This window comes from Enterococcus sp. MSG3299, from assembly GCF_050555765.1.
GTDB classification, from domain to species: Bacteria; Bacillota; Bacilli; order Lactobacillales; family Enterococcaceae; genus Enterococcus; species Enterococcus faecalis.
Genome location: NZ_CP187869.1, coordinates 1,193,457 through 1,210,781, shown reverse-complemented (window position 1 = coordinate 1,210,781; position 17,325 = coordinate 1,193,457). Strand labels below are relative to the sequence as shown.

The following is a 17,325-nucleotide window of genomic DNA, read 5'->3' as shown; positions in this document are numbered from 1 at the left end:
ACTTACCCTCCTATTTGTGACATAAATCGTTGTTCTCCTTGTTGTTCCAAGAAAAGATGTTTTTCAGGCTTACAGGCAATGCCACTCTTGATAATCCCTAACAATTCTGCTGTTTGTTCCATAGCTAAAGCTTCCTTTAACGAGTAGCCGTCTGCAGAATGCAGGCACGTTTTTAAATGACCGTCTGCAGTAATTCGAATCCGATTGCACGTCTCGCAAAAACAATGCCCTAATGCACTAATAAAACCTATTTTTCCTTTAAAATCTTTTAAGGCGTAATAACTAGCAGGGCCATTGCCCAATGGTTTTTGGTATGGTTGTAACGTTCCATAATGTTGGGTTAAAATGTCTTCTACTTCTTCTTGTTGCTTACCTGGATGCTCCTTCCCTAATCCAATTGGCATCATTTCAATGAAACGAAGATGCACAGTCTCTTTCTTAGCGATTTCAGCCAGTTCTACAATTGTTGCTTCACTTAGCTCTTTCCTAGCTACAGTATTAATTTTGATATTAGGTAATCCCACATCAATCGCTTGTTCTAAGCCCGCCAGAACATCCCTTAACTGACCAACTCTTGTTATTTCTCGAAATTCTTCTGGATCCAAAGTGTCTAAGCTAATATTAATGCCGTCCAAGCCCGCCTCTTTTAACCCTTGAGCCTCACGAGCTAACTTCATGCCATTAGTCGTTAGGGTTACTTTTTCGATGCCTGAGATTTGCTTTATCCTTTTAATTAAAGAGAGTAAATTCGGTCTAACAAGCGGTTCACCACCTGTTAATTTAACTTTTTTGATGCCTTCTTTCGCTAATATCCTCAATAAAAAAATAATCTCATCATCTGTTAGAAGCTGCTCTTTTTTTAAAAAGCAAAGACCTGTTGCTGGCATGCAATACGTGCAACGTAAGTCACAACGATCTGTTAAAGACAAACGAACATAATCAATTTCACGGTTAAATGCATCTTCCATGCTGTTCACTCATCACTTTCCTTTGATTTAATTGAAGAACGAATGAAATGACCACTGCGTCCACCATTTTTCTCTAATAAACCAATGTTTGTCATTGTCATTCCTCGATCAATTGCTTTACACATGTCATAAATTGTTAAGAGTGCTGTCTGCACACCTGTTAGCGCTTCCATTTCAACGCCAGTTGAACCCACTGTTTTTGTAAAGCAACGTACTTCTAAACAAGTTTGATTGCGCCAATTAAACTGAATTTCACACTTTGTCAAAGCAACCAAATGACACAAAGGAATCCATTCAAACGTTCGTTTTGCGGCGGTAATCCCAGCGACTCTTGCTACCTGTAATACTTCACCTTTTTTAATCATTTGGGTCTGGATCGCTTCTGCTGTCGCTTCTAACATGTGAATTTCTCCATAAGCGAGGGCTGTTCTTTCAGTGTCATTTTTTTCCGAAATATCAACCATATGCACTTCTCCTTGTGTATTCAAGTGCGTAAATTCCTTACTTTGAACCATTTCTCCACCTCACATTTGACATTTGTTAACGTTTACACAATACTTCTTTTTCAAGTGTATCACTCTTGCATCAAAAAAACAATCTGGCATCCACAATTTTTTTTAGCGAGAAATCGAAGTTAAAAAAGTTAAGCGACAAAAATTACGTGCTTCGCTTAGCCTGACCAGACTTTTGTCTTAGTCTTAAAACTTGATAAGCAATAAGCCACCAGTCGACTCGACTGATGGCTTACTTTCATACTAATCTTAGGTCAGGTTGTCATCAAGTTTGCCAATAATAGACTTTTACAAGCGCGCCTTTTTTGAGTAGTACACCAGCTGGTTGTTCTAGCAGGCAATTTGTTTCTAAAGTATTTGATAAATTGGATGAAAGATGACTTTTTGTCACTAAATTTACTGTGCCATCTATTTCTTTCGCTCGGTAAAATCGACGTAGTCTACTGGGGGCTAATTCATGCGCTAAAATTACTGTTCGTTCCTTTAGATTTAACTCGACACAATTAAAAAAAGTAGCTAATAATGTCCAGTAAAAAAGATGTAAATTAACCATTGCCGCAAACGGATTGCCTGAAACGCTTAAAATGAGTGTTTCTTGAAATTGACTTCCCATAACTGGGGTTCCAGGTTTCATATTTACAAAATGAAACAACTCTGTTCCTCCGATACGTTTAATCGCCAAAGGTAAATTGTCCTTTTCACCTACCGAAACACCACCACAAGTAATTAATAAATCAAGTTTTGGTGAAATCTCAATCAGCCTATTCGCTAATTCTTCAGGGTCATCTGAACAATGGTCTAGGTGGATTACTTCATTACCACTCGCTTTGACAAAAGCTGCTAACATGTAGAGATTACTATTATAAATTTTCCCAACTGACAGTGGTTCTTCCAAAGAAACTAACTCACTACCGGTCGCTAAAATCCCCACCTTCATGCGCTTCAAAACAACAACTTTATCAATCCCTTGCATTGCCAACAAACCAATCATGCGACTATTAATCTGTTGATGTTTTGCTAAAATTTTTTGCTGAAAAGCAATATCTTCTCCAATTTCCGCATAGTTTTGACCCGCAGTGACAGAGCGAAAAATTTTAACATGGTCTTGCCCAAAATCCGTCCATTCTTGTGGCACTACAGCATCAAAATCGGTTGGAATAAAAGCACCTGTCGTTATTTTAATCGCACAGTTATTCGTCTGATTACAATAAAACATGGAATCCCCTGCCACTAAAGAACCGACGACTTTTAAACAACTTGGGCTTTCAGCAGTCGCACCTCGTGTTTCTACTGCACGAACGGCATACCCATCCATCCCGGCACGAGGAAAATGAGGAATCGCTGTCTCTGCAAAAATGGTTTCTCCGCTAATCCGCCCCAAGGAATCAAGCAGCGCCACTTCTTCTGTTTCACATTGACTCTTCATATGTTGGGTCATTTTCTCTCGTGCTTCTTCCAACTCGATCATGTTTTAACCATCCTTTTTTATTTATTCACTGGTTTAATCGCAACGGCACAAACTTTATATTCAGGAATTGTGGCGATATCATCAAATACAGCATTGGTGATTTCGTTAACATTCCCATCTGGAAAGTGGAATGTCATAAAGACTTCTTGCGGAAATACTCGATTTCCGACAGCCGCATAGGTTTCGATTTTGCCACGTCGAGAATGAACTTCAACTTTGTCACCTTCTTGGATTCCCAGAGCTTGTGCATCGACTGCATTTATCTCAATATAAGAGTGATTCGCTATTTGGTTAATCCCTTCCGTTCGCCCTGTCATTGCTCGGGTATTGTAATGGTAAAGCATTCGGCCTGTCGACATTAAATACGGGTACTCTTCATCTGGTAATTCTTGTGCTTGTTTATACGGAATTGCTTTAAATAAACCTTTCCCACGAGCAAAACTGCCCACATGCATAATCGGCGTGCCTGGATCTGTCAAGCTCCGACAAGGCCATTGTAAGCTCTCCTTCTCTAATCGTTCATAATTAATTCCACCAAACGAAGGCGTCACAGCTGAAATTTCTTCCATAATTTCTTTTGCAGATTCATACGCACAAGGATAGCCCATTCGTGTCATGACTTCACAAAAAATTTCATAGTCTTCTCGCGCTTGCCCCCTTGGTTCAACAGCTTTACGAACTCTTTGCACGCGCCGTTCTGTATTTGTAAATGTCCCGTCTTTTTCTGCATAACTGATGCCTGGTAAAACGACATCTGCATAAGCAGCCGTTTCTGTCATAAATAATTCTTGAACAACTAAAAAGTCTAAACTTTCTAAAGCTTGACGAACATGTCCTGTGTCTGGATCCGTAACAATTGGATCTTCTCCAAAAATATAAAGGCCTTTGACGTTTCCTGCCGCTGCTGCTGGCAAGACTTTAGTAGAAGTTAAACCTGTGTTTCGATTTAACGGCACATGCCAAGCTTTTTCAAATTTGTCGATTACTTCTGGATTATTGACTTTTTGATAGCCTGGGAAATCATAAGGCATACAGCCCATATCGCAAGCACCTTGAACATTATTTTGACCTCGCAAAGGATTGACACCACAGCCTGGTTTTCCAACTTTACCAACCAACATTGCCAAATTAGACATACTCATAACACCCTCAGTTCCTGTCGAATGTTCCGTTACGCCTAAACAATAAATGATTGGTGCTTTCTCTGCTTTTGCATACATGCGTGCTGCTTGAATTAAATCTTCTGGATGAATATGACAAATTTCTGCGACTTTTTCCGGCGTATAATCAGCCACCATTTTTTCTAAATCTGAAAATCCTTCTGTCCGTTCTTCAATAAAGTGGCGATCTGCTAAACCTTCTTTCAAAATCACATGCATCATGCCATTAGCAAATGCGACATTCGTTCCCGCCTGAACTTGTAAATGCAGTGCACTATCCTTCACTAAGTTAATTTTCCGCGGATCAACAACAACAACTTGTGTTCCTCTTTGGACAGCTTGGCGAATTTGCGCACCAATAACTGGATGAGCTTCTTCTGGATTGGAACCTACTAATAAAATCATGTCGACATCTTCAGTGATATCAGCAATAGGATTGGTCATCGCACCAGAGCCTAAGGTTTGGGCTAAACCATGGACCGAAGCCGAATGACAAACACGGGCACAGTTATCAACATTATTGGTACCAAAAGCAGCACGCACCATTTTTTGAAAGACATAATTATCTTCATTTGTTGCTCTAGAGCACGAAAAACCAGCAAGAGCATCCGCGCCGTTTTCTGCTTTAATTTCGTTAAATTTTGACGAAACAAGCGTTAAGGCTTCTTCCCAAGAAGCAGGTTCAAAAATGCCATTCCGTTTAATTAATGGCTCCGTTAAGCGATCTCCTGACCCAACAAATTTATATGAAGCAAATTTTCCTTTCACACAAAGTAAATTTTTATTAGCTGGTCCATCCAGGGGTTCAACACCCACCAAACGATTATTTTTAACGAGTAAATTCATCTGACAGCCTGTCCCACAATGCGGACAAGTTGTAGGAATTTTCTGGGTTTCCCATTTGCGGTACTCTTTCGTATCTTTTGCTGTTAACGCTCCTGTAGGACAGGAAGAGACACAATTGCCACATGATTCACAGATAGATTGATCAAACGCCTGCCCATAACTCGGCATCATTTTTGTTTCAAAGCCACGATTAGCAATACTAAGTACATCTCTTCCCTGCCGCAATTGACAGACACGAGCACAACGACGACACATGATACACTTTTCTGGATCATAAGAGAAAAATGGATTACTGGTATCTTCTTGATGGCAAGGCATTCTTTTTCCCTCGGTAAAGCTAGTGGCATCAATCCCATAATCTAGCGCATACTGTTGTAATTGACAATCCCCGTTTTTTCCACAAGAAAAACATTCTAATTTATGATTACTCAATAATAAATCAAGAATAAAACGTCTGGAATCAGCAACTTTTTCAGAATGTGTTGCCACAACCATGTCCTCTTGACAATGTGCCGTACAAGCAGTTGTTAAGCCACCACGTCGGCCGCCTTCCACCTCAACCACGCACATCCGACAAGAACCATCAGGCGCTAATTCCTTTAAATGACAGAGCGTTGGGATTTCAACACCTAGCCCTTTCGCTGCTTCGAGAATGGTAGTCCCTTTAGGCACAGTTACTTCTTGGTTATCAATAGACAATGTAACTGTTTGCGTATGCAACTTTGTTTTCATTTTTACCAACCTCCTTTGCTGGTGGCATAGATTTCTGTTTCAGCAGTCGTTTCAAATTCTTCTGGAAACAAAGCCAATGCACTCTTCATTGGATTTGCGACGGATTGGCCCAAACCACAAGCTGATAATCGCGTGACATGCGTGAGCATCTTTTCCAATCGTGGCAAATCACTAGCTGTTGCCTCGTTCCGATTGAATTTACTCAATAATTCCAAAATCCTAGTTGTTCCCAATCGACAAGGGGTGCATTTACCACAGGACTCATGAGCAAAAAAGGCTGCCACGTGTACTAAATAGTCCACAACATTGACTGAATCATCCATTACTACAATTGCACCAGAGCCGACAGATAAGTCATGGGCCCATAAATCTTCGTAGGAATACAAACAATCCCTTAACGTTGCGACAGCACCAATTGGACCGGATTGTCCACCGAAGTGAATAAATTTTAATGATCGACCAGTTGCAGAGCCTCCGCCGTATTGCTCGCCATAAATTATTTCTTCTAATGGTGTTCCAAGGTTGACCTCGTATAAGCCCCGATTTTTAATATGTCCAGACAAACAAATTAGCTTTGTGCCGCCACCATCGGCAGTACCCATCTCTAAAAAGGCTTGTCCACCTTCTCGTAAAATTACGGGAACACTTGCAAATGATTCAACATTATTCACTAATGTTGGTTGCAAATATAAACCAACATCTGCTAAGTGTGGTGGTTTGACACGCGGCCGCCCCGTTTTTCCTTCAATTGAATTTAAAAGTGCTGAATTTTCCCCACAAATATAGGCGCCAGCACCAGAAATAATCGTAATATCATAATTGAATCCTTCAATTCCTAAAATGTTTTCCCCTAAAAAGCCAGCTTGTCGTGCATTATCGAGTGCTTCTTGAAATGTTTTTTGGATTCTGCGATATTCTCCTCGCATATAAATATAACCTGCTTTTGCTGAAAATAAATAGCCAGCAATGATCATTCCTTCAATCACACTCAATGGATCTTCAGATAAAAGTACTTTATCCTTAAAGGTCCCTGGTTCGCCTTCATCAGCATTACAAACAATGTACTTTGTGGTTCCTTTTGCATGATAAAGATGGCGCCATTTTTTTCCTAAAGGATAGGCTGCTCCACCGCGACCTCTTAAGTGAGCAACATCAAGTTCGTTTAAAATTTCTTCATCCGATAGTGAAATTGCTCTTTTTAAACCATCAAATCCATCGTATTTACAATATTCAGCAACATCGGTCGCAGATTGCATTTTTCCCATTCTCTCTAATAACATTGGTTGGTTTCTCTTAAGCATTGACTCACCTCCTACAGTCCTTCATAGCAATCATTTTGTAAATGTTGAATTAATTGATAAATTTTCTCTTCTGTTAGTTGACTAAAAACGGTGTCCTTAATTTTAATTACTGGACCTAAATCACAAGCCCCGATACAAGGAATACTGTGATACATAAATAAGCCATCTGGTGTCGGCTGATTCTCTGGCACTTCTAAAATGGTTTCTAAAACTTCGGCAACCATCGCCCCACCAGTATAATGACACGGTGTGCTGTTACAAATCTTCAAGACATACTTCGCTTGCGGTTCCGTCTTTAAAATGGCATAAAAACTGACGATTTCATAGACTCGCGCTTCCGTTAAATGTAGATGCTCTGCAACTAATTGAGCTGTCTCCTGATCGATATACCCTTCTTCTGAAGCAAATTGTAATTCAATTAAAATATTTAAAATTCGTTGTGGATCAGCATCGTTTTCTAGAATAATCGCTTCTTTTTCAATTAAGCTTAATGCACACATTCCTTTTTATTCCCCCTTTTTAGTGAAACTTGAAGTTGTTCTCCTTGATAATAGATACGCAATTCTTTTGGTATTTCAGCAGATAGTAAACAAAAATCGGCTTTATCTATGACTTTTTTTGCTGATTCTTTTTGGCGATTCTGGTTATTCATCATAAGAAATAGTCCTGGCTGCACAACATTACGTAATGAATTTGACTCACAAATGATTAATGCTTGGGCCGGCACAGCTTTCAAAAATTGCTGAATGGCTTCCGCCAAATTTTCTTGAAAAACTTTCAATAGAAAAACTTTTTGACAGCCTGCAGCTAATAATTTCATGGTATCTTTATTGCCAATCGTCTCTTGCTCTTCTACTAATTCATAACCAGCTGTAATACTGGTACAAATTCCGCATCCTTTTGTGCCTCGTTGACACACCCCTCGTTGACCACTAATCGTAATAATCTTCAAGCCATAAATTGGATAGACTTCTTGGTACTGTTTAATAAGAGCTTCGGCTAATGTCGTTTTGCCACTATTCCGACCAGTAGATCCAATTTGAATCATGTTTGGTACCTCAATTGCCATAGAGCTCCTCCGTCTGAATCGTTTTCTCAACTCTTGGTTTGACAGTTGCTGGTTTTGTCATAAAGATCAATGGTACGGCCATAAAAAGACTGCCCCCTACTGCATTGCCTAAAAATACCCATAATGTATTCTGCAAATAATCCCACCAACTGATTGTGGTACTTTGTGAAAAAATTGCCGCTGGAATAATAAATGCATTGGCGACCACGTGTTGAAACCCACAAACAACGAAAACCATGACAGGAAACCATAAGCCAAACATTTTACCTAAATATGATTTTGCCAACGCTCCGAGATAAACCGCTAAACAAACAAAAATATTACAGCCAATCCCTGAAACAAAAGCAACTAGCGGTGGATCAGCAATTTTCGCCTGAGCAACTGCGACTGTTTTATCCAGAAACGCACCTTCGGTTAACCCAACAATATGGCCAAATAAATACGCCACAAGAAATCCGCCTAGACAATTGGTCAATAAAACAACTAGCCAGTTATAACAAAGAGCGCCCACTCGAACCTTTTTCTGTAATACGCCTAATGTCATTACCATCATATTGCCTGTTGCTAACTCACCACCAACAAAAGTAAGCGCTATCAATCCAACTGGAAATAAAGCTCCACCCAGAAAGTTGTTAAAACTTCCCCATTCTGTGGGGGCGGTTCCAGTGATACGAATAAACGCCAAGTAACCTAGTGCAATACAAAAACCAGCCATGATGCCTAAAATACAGAGTCGAACAAACGATAATTTCCCTTTCATTTTTGCCTTATCACCTAAGCTTGCAACTATTTCTTCACTACTGAAAAAATCCATTACGATTCCTCCTTTTTATCGATACCACTGAGACAATTCTTCTTTTCGATTGACATTTTTAAGTTGATTCTCTTTTGATAGTTGCACCGTTTTTACAGATAGATGCTCAAATTCTTGCCGAATCTGATAGTTATTTTGCGCAAGCTGTTTTTGAAATGTTGGTAAACAAGAACATCGATAAAAGCCAAATAATGGTTCTTGACGACCTTCAAAGTCAAAGATTGTTACTTGATTTTGTCCACGCTTAGAGGCTAACTGATACACAAGTTTAGGAGAAAAAGTTGGTATATCACAGGCAATTACAAACACTTCAGCTTTCTGAGTATAGTTCATTGCTGTCACAATCCCACCTAATGGCCCCTTTCCAAGATACATATCTTGAATGATTGTGCATTTTCTAAACGCCTTAGGAAATTTTTGACTATCATTCGTTACTAAAATAACCTCTTCGAACAGTTCCATTAACTTTTCAGCTGTTTGCAAGATCACGTATTGGCCTTGAATTTTCAATAATGCTTTATCAAATCCCATCCGTGAACTTTTCCCGCCGCATAACAGCACTGCTGTACAATCAGCAATAATTTTCGCCACCCCTTTACCATAATTTTTATTAGCTCAAAAAAATATTTTTTAGTCATGTATTAAGTCTATTATAAGACATCCCTCGTACAAGTCAATTCCTTTTAAAAAAAAAGAACGAGAAAAAGAGCGACTCTTTTTCTCGTTCTACCTTATTCATCTGTTTGACGTTTTATTTCTTCAATCTCAATGCGTAATGATTTTCGTTTCTCAATGGCGACATAAACCAAGCCAATCAAAAAGGGTAACACAAAGCTACCAAATCGATACAGTAAAACAGATGCTACGGCATCAACATTGCCGACCAATGGTTTAAACAACAATAAGTAAACAAATTCAAATGGACCAATGCCAGCAGGTGTCGGAATAACTCCTGAAAGAATAACAGCAAAACTGGTAAAGGACATCACTAATAATAAATCAATATTCGGGTGATTTTCTACTAAAACAATGTAAGGAATAATGTACCAAAATAATAATTTAAATACATTCCATGAAAAGATTCGAAGCAACGCTGAGCGATCTTGTGTAATTGTTTGGACAGCTGCCCGCAAGGAATAGATTTGTAAATTACAATTATCCACCCAATCTCTTAGTTTTGGTCGTTTAAACCAACGATTGGCAAACTTAACCAATAAAACTTGCAACTTTAAGCTACTAGATAAAATAAGTAATGCTGCAATTATTACTAATGTTAAAATAACACCTGCTAAAATGAATGGAATCATCTTAGGCGCATTTTCATAAAACAGGGAAAATTGAATAATCAAACCAATAATTGCTAAAAAAATCACGGCTGCTTTGTACATAATCATATGTAATGCCGTTATCCCCACACTTTTAGAAACAGGAATTCCCTTTTTCTTATAAAAATAAATTTCTGAAAGCAAGGTTCCCGTGCCAAATGAAATAATCCGATAAAATGCTACATAACAAGAAGTAAAAAAACCATCCACTGTTGTAAAGTCTTTGTTAAAATAACGAGCTATTTCCTTGATTGAGCGCCCTTCTGCAAATTGATAAACTACTCCAAAAAAAATAACAGCAATCAGCACCAGCCAACTCGTTTCCATCAGTTGAGCAAAAATATCACTTAATGAATTATCCATGACATAAAAGATTACGCCTAAAACGATAATCATTAACAACATATTTAAGCCAATTTTTACTTTTCCTTTCATCGCTTCTCCTTTTTTGTTCTTACTTAAACGTTAGATAGATGCAACTAATCATCGCGATTACGCCAATTGAATAACACAATGCAAAAACTGGTTTTTGGGTTTTATGATGAAATTTCTTTTGTCCCATTAGCCCACCTAGACCGCCACCGACAAGTCCTATCGTCAATAAGCGGCGTTCTGGAATACGCCAGTTCCCACGTTTTGCTTGTTTTTTATCATAACCCATCATACTAAACAATACTAAATTAATGACGAGGAAATAAATGATTACTATCCACTGAAGCATTCTTTCTGGCCTCCTAACTAGTTACTGTACTAGGATACCTTGTTCTGATTCTAATTGCAAAAAAATTTTCAACGACTCATGAAACTACAACAGGAAAGTAAGTTCTCGGTTGCCCGTTTTCTTACTTTCCTATTGAGTGCCTCATTTATTTTGCATTTAATTCAGCAATTTTAATAATCACATTGGTCGCTTTTTCCATGGCTTGTAATGAAACAAATTCAAAACGGCCATGCATATTTTCGCCACCAGCAAAGATATTTGGTGTTGGAATCCCTAAATAAGAAATTTTTGAGCCATCCGTTCCACCGCGAACAGGTTCAATAATTGGTTGAATTGACAATTCTTCCATTGCTTGTTTAGCAATTTCGACAATGGACATATCTTTTTCAATCACTTCTCGCATATTATAGTATTGATCAAATAAATCAACTTTGATTCGTTCTTCATCAAATGGTGCATTCAATGTTTGCTGAATTTCTTTAATTTTAGCTTTACGTGCTTCAAAAATCTCGCGATTGTGATCGCGAATAATATACGTCATTGTAGCTTCTTCTGGCGTTCCAGCAAACGCTGCTAAATGATAAAAGCCTTCTTCACCTGCTGTTTTTTCTGGAACTTCGTCAGCAGGTAAGGCATTATGGAAATCAATTCCTAATTGTAACGCATTAATCATTGTATTTTTTGCTGTTCCTGGATGAACGTTTTTCCCTTGAATTGTAATTTCTGCTTGCGCCGCATTAAACGTTTCAAATTGTAATTCACCTACTGGTCCGCCATCCATTGTATAAGCAAAATCCATGTTAAATTGAGCGACATCAAATTTGTCGGCACCTACACCAATTTCTTCGTCAGGACCGAAAGCCACACGAATGGTACCATGTTTAATTTCTGGGTGATTAATTAAATATTCCATGGCTGTCATTATTTCCGCAATACCTGATTTATCATCAGCCCCTAATAAAGTGGTACCATCGGTTGTGATAAGTGTTTCACCACGATAATTTTTTAAGTTAGGAAAGTCTTTCGTATTTAAAGTGAATTTGCCTTCTTTATCTAAAGGAATCGTTGATTCTCCGTCATAGTTCTCAACAATTTGCGGAGAAACATTCACTGCATTAAAATCAGCCGTATCCATATGGGCAATAAAGCCGATTGAACGAACGTCTTTCTCCACGTTACTAGGTAACGTAGCAATCACAAAACCATTTGTTTCGTTATAAATAACATCGCTCATCCCTAATTCTTCTAATTCTTTTTTTAAGGTTTGTGCAAAGGCTACTTGTGTTTGTGTTGATGGTGTCGTTGTGCTAGTTGCATCTGAGCGTGTTTCTGTTTTCACATAGCGTAAAAAACGAGGTAATAAATTTTCATACATAAAAGAACACTCCTTTAATCTTCATTTTTTTATTTAAAACGAAATGGGTTGGTATTCGCTTCTGATTCAAAAATGGATACAGCCCACTCATTTTCTTGTTTCCATTGATTCATTAATTCCACAAGTTTTGGCTTACAAAGCGCTTCAATGTAATGACCAGGATCGATGACTGGTAAATCTTCAGCAATCATGTCATGTGCCGTATGATAATACACATCACCAGTAATATAGACATCGGCTTGTTTACGTAATGCATCATGATAGAACTTTTCACCACTTCCACCACAAATGGCTACCCGTTGAATCATTTTAGTATCATCTTTTGCAATGACCCGCAAGCCATCCAATTGGAAAGCTTCCTTGACTTGCTGTACAAAATCAGAGAGTCTCACAGGCTTGTCTAATACTCCAACCCGACCTAAACCAAATTCTTTTGATTGATTTTCAATGATATAAACATCATACGCCGGTTCTTCATAAGGATGCGCCTGTAACATAGCTGCAAGAACTTGTTCTTGCTTAGTTTCGGGGAAAATCACTTCGATTTTTGCTTCTTGGACGACACTTTCTTGACCAATTTCGCCAATCGTGGGATTTGCTCCTTGTGTTGGTGTAAAACGTCCTGTTCCAATTAAAGAGTAACTTGTTTTAGAATAATCACCTTGAGCTCCAGCGCCAGCTAGACCTAAAGCTTCTCTCATTTGCGGAGCTTCATCAATTGGCACAAAAACGGCTAATTTTTTATAAGGAACAGTATGTGTTTTAGTTAAAAAGGTGGTCTGTTTAATTCCCAATAATTCACAAAACCAATCATTTAGCCCATTGTCAATAATATCCATATTAGTATGCGCTGCGTAAACAGCAATATCGTGTTTTAATAAATCAGCGTACATTTTTTCTTGAAAATTATCTGTGGTTAATCGCTTAACTGGGCGGAAAATAGGTGGGTGTTTCGCAATAATTAAATCAACCTGCTTCTCAATTGCTTCTGCAACGACCTCAGGACGAACATCTAAGGTAACCATCACATTTTCAATTGGTTTATCTAACGTACCAATGTGCAAGCCCACAGGATCTCCCGTTTCAGCTAGCCACTCGGGACAATAGTCATTGAAGCGTCGAATCAATGTCTTACCGTTCACAGCCATTGGCCAGCACCTCCTCAATTAATTGTTGGTCTTGCTGTAGTTTCACTTGTTTTTCAATATGTTCTCCACTTGCTTTTGCTAGTTGTGCAAGAACAGTTTTGCGCTGTTTTAATTCTCGTTGCCATTTTTTGGTAAAAACCGGTCCTTGTTTTTTAATTAAAACTGGCCCAAATAGTAATTCTTGGTCCGTATAAGAAACGGATTGCTCTGTTTTTTCGGCTACGATAATTTCATACAACTTACGGTTTTCTTCCACGATTGTTTCATCAATAATACTGTAGTCGTTTGCCATTAACCAGCGGCGTAAAGTTGGTTCACCAATATTCGGTTGTAAAACAAGGCGTTCCTTCCCTGTTAAACGATTTTTTTTGCGTCCAGCTTCTAAAATATCTCGGATTAATGTGCCGCCCATTCCACAAATACTAATGACGTCTATTTGATCTTCAGGTTCAATTGCATCTAGCCCGTTCGCTAAACGTACGATAATTTTATCCGTCAAATTGGATTTACTGACTTGGGTTTTGGCAGATTGATAAGGTCCTTCTACCACTTCCCCAGCCACAGCAAAAGACAGTTTATTTTCTAACATTAAAGCAACTGGTAAATAAGCATGGTCTGAACCAATGTCTGCTAAGCGACTTCCTCTAGGGATTAAATCACCAACCGTTGCGAGACGTTTTGATAATTGATTTTCATTCATATTTTTGATTCCTCCGTTGCTTATTATACCATTGTCAATTGAAGATGAAAACTTACACATTCGTGCAATCTACTGTTTCCTCTCCTTAATCATTTAAAAAAAAGAACCCCCTTCAAAATCAATTTCATAACTTTGAAGAGGGCTGTCATTATTGCTATAAAGAGCATTCTCCTTATATTAATAATAGGGAAAACATTTTTAATTAGGCATTTGCCAACCAGTTTTCAACTTCTGCTAAGGCATCCGCAATCCCTGCTGGATTTTTCCCACCAGCTTGAGCCATATCAGGACGACCACCGCCGCCACCGCCAACTTTTGGCGCAATTGCTTTAATTAAGTCACCGGCTTTTAAGCCTTTTTCGTTCATGTCTTTTGTCATAGCCGCTAACAAGCTTACTTTTTCATCTTGTGCAGTTGCTAGAACTAGTACATCAGACAATTCTTTTTGTTTCCATTGGTCGGCCAATTGGCGTAATTGATTCATGTCTTTAACATTGACTTGAGCGGCAATATAACGAACACCGTTGACGTCTTTGACATCTTTAAAAATGTCACCAGCTTGTTGGTTCGCTAATTTGCCTGCCAATTGTTCGTTTTCTTTTTGTAGATCACGTAATTGTTGTTGCAATTGCTCTGTTTTCATAACCACTTCTTTTAATTGAGGTGATTTAACTAATGTAGCAATCTCTTTCAATTGACGTTCTTCTTCTTGTAAAAGTTGATACGCTTCTTTACTCGTCACTGCTTCAATACGGCGTACTCCTGCACCAATTCCAGATTCAGAAACAATTTTGAAAATCCCGATATCTTCTGTATTAGCAACGTGTGTTCCACCACATAATTCGATAGAGTAATCCCCAATATTAACTACACGGACTTCTTTGCCATATTTTTCGCCAAATAACGCCATTGCGCCCATGTTTTTCGCTGTATCAATATCTGTTTCAATTGTGACAACAGGAATAGCTTCCCAGATTTTTTCGTTAACGATGGCTTCCATCCGCGCTAGTTCTTCTGATGTAACTTGCCCAAAATGAGTAAAGTCAAAACGTAGATGTCCTGGTGCAACTAATGAGCCTGCTTGGTTGGCATGCTCCCCTAACACATCTTTTAAAGCACGATGCAATAAATGGGTTGCCGTATGGTTTTTCAAAATACGTGTCCGCATCCGTTCGTCCACTTGCAATTGATAAATTTGACCTTCTGCTAATGGCGCCAAAACTTCTACTTTGTGTAAAAATTGACCGTTTGGTGCTTTTTTCACATCCACCACGTTGGCAACGACTTCCCCTGCGGTATTTTTTACATAGCCGCGGTCAGCAATTTGTCCACCCATTTCAGCATAAAATGGTGTTTCAGCAAAAATTAATTCGGCTGTTCCTGCAGATGCTTCATTTACTAGTGCGTCACCTTGAATAATAACAAATAATTCACTATCATGTGTTAATTCTGTATAGCCAACAAATTTACTTTCTACTTTAATATCTGTTAATAAAGCAGATTGAACACCCATTGAAGTTTCTTTACTGCGGGCAGAACGAGCGCGTTCACGCTGTGCTTCCATTTCTGTTTCAAACCCAGCATGATCGACTTTCAAGCCTTCATCTTCCGCAACTTCTTCCGTTAATTCTACCGGGAAGCCAAAAGTATCATAAAGTTTGAAGATAATTTTTCCATCTAATGTATCGCCTTTTGCATCTTTAACTTCTTTAATAACCTCATTTAACATGCTCAAACCTTCATTGATGGTTTCATGGAAACGTTCTTCTTCTGTCCGAACCACTTTTTCGATGAAGTCTTTTTGTTGTAATACTTCTGGATAGTAGCTTACCATGATTTCGCCAACAACAGGCACTAATTTGTATAAAAAGGCTTCATTAATGCCTAATTTTTTCCCGTGCATTACCGCACGACGTAATAAACGACGTAACACATAGCCACGACCTTCATTTGAAGGAAGCGCACCATCACCAATTGCAAAGGATAAAGCACGAATATGGTCAGCAATCACTTTAAAGGAAACATCCGTTTGTGGTGCATCTCCATATTTTACGTTGGTTCCTAAAGCTTCTACCGCATGAATGATTGGCATAAATAAATCAGTTTCAAAATTTGTTGGTGCATCTTGAATGATAGATACAACACGTTCCAAGCCCATGCCCGTATCAATGTTTTTATGTGGTAATGGTTCGTACGTATCTTCTGGTGTATGATTAAATTCAGAGAACACTAAGTTCCAAATTTCTAAATAGCGTTCATTTTCGCCACCAGGATAATTTTCTGGATCATCTTCTGGAATATCTAAAAATTCTTCGCCGCGATCATAAAAGATTTCCGTATCTGGACCACTTGGACCAGCACCGATATCCCAGAAGTTATCTTCTACATCAATAATATGATCTTCAGATAAACCAACTTCATCACGCCAAATGCGTTTTGCTTCTGTATCTTTCGGATAAACAGTCACATATAATTTTTCTGGGTCAAAAGCAAGCCATTCAGCACCAGTTAAAAATTCCCAAGCCCAGTGAATCGCTTCATTTTTAAAATAATCTCCAATTGAGAAGTTCCCTAACATTTCAAACATTGTATGATGACGAGCCGTTTTCCCAACATTCTCAATATCATTTGTACGAATAGATTTTTGAGCATTCGTAATTCTTGGATTTTCTGGCACAACAGAGCCATCAAAATATTTTTTCAAGGTTGCAACACCAGAGTTAATCCATAATAATGTTGGATCGTTTACTGGTACTAAAGAAGCACTTGGTTCTACTGAATGTCCTTTAGACTTAAAGAAGTCTAAATACATTTGACGAACTTGACTACTTGTTAATTCTTTCATTGATTTTCCTACTTTCTATTAATAATTAACTATTTATATTTTGTACCCTCTTAAGTGGCAGATTGTGAACACAAAAAACACCATTGCAGTCAAGGACGATTGCTCGCGGTACCACCTTGATTGCAATGATGTTGGATCATTACCTCTTAAGCTCTATAACGCAGAGTCGCGTTGATATTTCTATCAAGTCCATCTAAAGGGAGCAAGTAAATTTATCTGATGCCCTTCTCTCAGCAATGAACGGCTTTCTGTGATCAAAATAAGATTCCTCATATCCTTTAGCTTATAGTCAAAAGTATAAGAAAGATCTGCTAAAAAGTCAATTGTTTTCGTAGGAATCT

15 protein-coding genes are annotated in these 17,325 nt (G+C 38.4%); all 15 read right to left on the bottom strand.

The features are described 5' to 3' along the window. Window positions 1-2: 2 nt before the first annotated feature. Window positions 3-977, bottom strand: a complete 975-nt coding sequence (gene moaA, locus IGL23_RS05980; protein ID WP_080279908.1) for a GTP 3',8-cyclase MoaA — start codon at window positions 975-977, stop codon at window positions 3-5. After that, window positions 974-1,483: a cyclic pyranopterin monophosphate synthase MoaC gene (moaC, locus tag IGL23_RS05975; RefSeq protein WP_033595250.1), complete on the bottom strand. Its 510-nt coding sequence runs from the start codon at window positions 1,481-1,483 to the stop codon at window positions 974-976. The genes moaA and moaC overlap by 4 nt, the downstream gene beginning before the upstream one ends. 262 nt (window positions 1,484-1,745) lie before the next feature. Further along, a complete protein-coding gene (locus IGL23_RS05970) occupies window positions 1,746-2,948 on the bottom strand; it encodes a molybdopterin molybdotransferase MoeA (RefSeq protein ID WP_033595252.1) in 1,203 nt (400 codons plus the stop codon). Window positions 2,949-2,965: 17 nt separating this feature from the next. Then, window positions 2,966-5,686: a formate dehydrogenase subunit alpha gene (gene fdhF, locus IGL23_RS05965; RefSeq protein ID WP_033595254.1), complete on the bottom strand. Its 2,721-nt coding sequence runs from the start codon at window positions 5,684-5,686 to the stop codon at window positions 2,966-2,968. Between the two features lie 2 nt (window positions 5,687-5,688). Continuing rightward, entirely contained in the window at window positions 5,689-6,987 is a 1,299-nt protein-coding gene (locus tag IGL23_RS05960; RefSeq protein WP_002394421.1) for a complex I 51 kDa subunit family protein, read from the bottom strand. Between the two features lie 11 nt (window positions 6,988-6,998). Continuing rightward, complete coding sequence (locus tag IGL23_RS05955; RefSeq protein WP_002357722.1) at window positions 6,999-7,487, bottom strand: NAD(P)H-dependent oxidoreductase subunit E; 489 nt, start codon at window positions 7,485-7,487, stop codon at window positions 6,999-7,001. Beyond that, window positions 7,475-8,056: a hypothetical protein gene (locus IGL23_RS05950; RefSeq protein ID WP_002363879.1), complete on the bottom strand. Its 582-nt coding sequence runs from the start codon at window positions 8,054-8,056 to the stop codon at window positions 7,475-7,477. The genes IGL23_RS05955 and IGL23_RS05950 overlap by 13 nt, the downstream gene beginning before the upstream one ends. After that, window positions 8,046-8,870: a formate/nitrite transporter family protein gene (locus tag IGL23_RS05945; RefSeq protein ID WP_002366617.1), complete on the bottom strand. Its 825-nt coding sequence runs from the start codon at window positions 8,868-8,870 to the stop codon at window positions 8,046-8,048. Before IGL23_RS05945 ends, IGL23_RS05950 begins: the two co-directional genes overlap by 11 nt. A 15-nt stretch (window positions 8,871-8,885) precedes the next feature. Continuing rightward, window positions 8,886-9,461 carry a molybdenum cofactor guanylyltransferase gene (mobA, locus tag IGL23_RS05940; RefSeq protein WP_002361748.1) on the bottom strand — a complete coding sequence of 192 codons (576 nt, stop codon included), beginning with the start codon at window positions 9,459-9,461 and terminating at the stop codon, window positions 8,886-8,888. Window positions 9,462-9,601: 140 nt separating this feature from the next. After that, a complete protein-coding gene (locus IGL23_RS05935; protein ID WP_002360426.1) occupies window positions 9,602-10,630 on the bottom strand; it encodes a lysylphosphatidylglycerol synthase transmembrane domain-containing protein in 1,029 nt (342 codons plus the stop codon). A gap of 19 nt (window positions 10,631-10,649) precedes the next feature. Continuing rightward, the gene (locus IGL23_RS05930) at window positions 10,650-10,916 is read right to left on the bottom strand and encodes a DUF1294 domain-containing protein (RefSeq protein ID WP_002360427.1); all 267 of its coding nucleotides are present in this window, start codon (window positions 10,914-10,916) and stop codon (window positions 10,650-10,652) included. A gap of 145 nt (window positions 10,917-11,061) precedes the next feature. Then, the gene (gene pepT, locus IGL23_RS05925) at window positions 11,062-12,291 is read right to left on the bottom strand and encodes a peptidase T (protein WP_430619685.1); all 1,230 of its coding nucleotides are present in this window, start codon (window positions 12,289-12,291) and stop codon (window positions 11,062-11,064) included. A 29-nt stretch (window positions 12,292-12,320) separates the two neighbouring features. Next, entirely contained in the window at window positions 12,321-13,439 is a 1,119-nt protein-coding gene (locus IGL23_RS05920; protein ID WP_033595256.1) for a Nif3-like dinuclear metal center hexameric protein, read from the bottom strand. After that, window positions 13,423-14,139, bottom strand: coding sequence for a tRNA (adenine(22)-N(1))-methyltransferase (locus tag IGL23_RS05915; RefSeq protein ID WP_002360431.1), 717 nt, complete (start codon window positions 14,137-14,139; stop codon window positions 13,423-13,425). The genes IGL23_RS05920 and IGL23_RS05915 overlap by 17 nt, the downstream gene beginning before the upstream one ends. Window positions 14,140-14,341: 202 nt before the next feature. Then, window positions 14,342-16,984 (bottom strand): alanine--tRNA ligase, encoded by a 2,643-nt coding sequence (gene alaS, locus IGL23_RS05910; protein WP_033595258.1) that lies wholly within the window; start codon window positions 16,982-16,984, stop codon window positions 14,342-14,344. Window positions 16,985-17,325: the final 341 nt, after the last annotated feature.

Coding starts and splice junctions, on each gene's coding strand:
- moaC (WP_033595250.1), bottom strand. CDS start 1,483: ATGGTTCAAAGTAAGGAATTTACGCACTTGAATACACAAGGAGAAGTG.
- IGL23_RS05970 (WP_033595252.1), bottom strand. CDS start 2,948: ATGATCGAGTTGGAAGAAGCACGAGAGAAAATGACCCAACATATGAAG.
- fdhF (WP_033595254.1), bottom strand. CDS start 5,686: ATGAAAACAAAGTTGCATACGCAAACAGTTACATTGTCTATTGATAAC.
- IGL23_RS05960 (WP_002394421.1), bottom strand. CDS start 6,987: ATGCTTAAGAGAAACCAACCAATGTTATTAGAGAGAATGGGAAAAATG.
- IGL23_RS05955 (WP_002357722.1), bottom strand. CDS start 7,487: ATGTGTGCATTAAGCTTAATTGAAAAAGAAGCGATTATTCTAGAAAAC.
- IGL23_RS05950 (WP_002363879.1), bottom strand. CDS start 8,056: ATGGCAATTGAGGTACCAAACATGATTCAAATTGGATCTACTGGTCGG.
- IGL23_RS05945 (WP_002366617.1), bottom strand. CDS start 8,870: ATGGATTTTTTCAGTAGTGAAGAAATAGTTGCAAGCTTAGGTGATAAG.
- IGL23_RS05935 (WP_002360426.1), bottom strand. CDS start 10,630: ATGAAAGGAAAAGTAAAAATTGGCTTAAATATGTTGTTAATGATTATC.
- IGL23_RS05930 (WP_002360427.1), bottom strand. CDS start 10,916: ATGCTTCAGTGGATAGTAATCATTTATTTCCTCGTCATTAATTTAGTA.
- pepT (WP_430619685.1), bottom strand. CDS start 12,291: ATGTATGAAAATTTATTACCTCGTTTTTTACGCTATGTGAAAACAGAA.
- IGL23_RS05920 (WP_033595256.1), bottom strand. CDS start 13,439: ATGGCTGTGAACGGTAAGACATTGATTCGACGCTTCAATGACTATTGT.
- IGL23_RS05915 (WP_002360431.1), bottom strand. CDS start 14,139: ATGAATGAAAATCAATTATCAAAACGTCTCGCAACGGTTGGTGATTTA.
- alaS (WP_033595258.1), bottom strand. CDS start 16,984: ATGAAAGAATTAACAAGTAGTCAAGTTCGTCAAATGTATTTAGACTTC.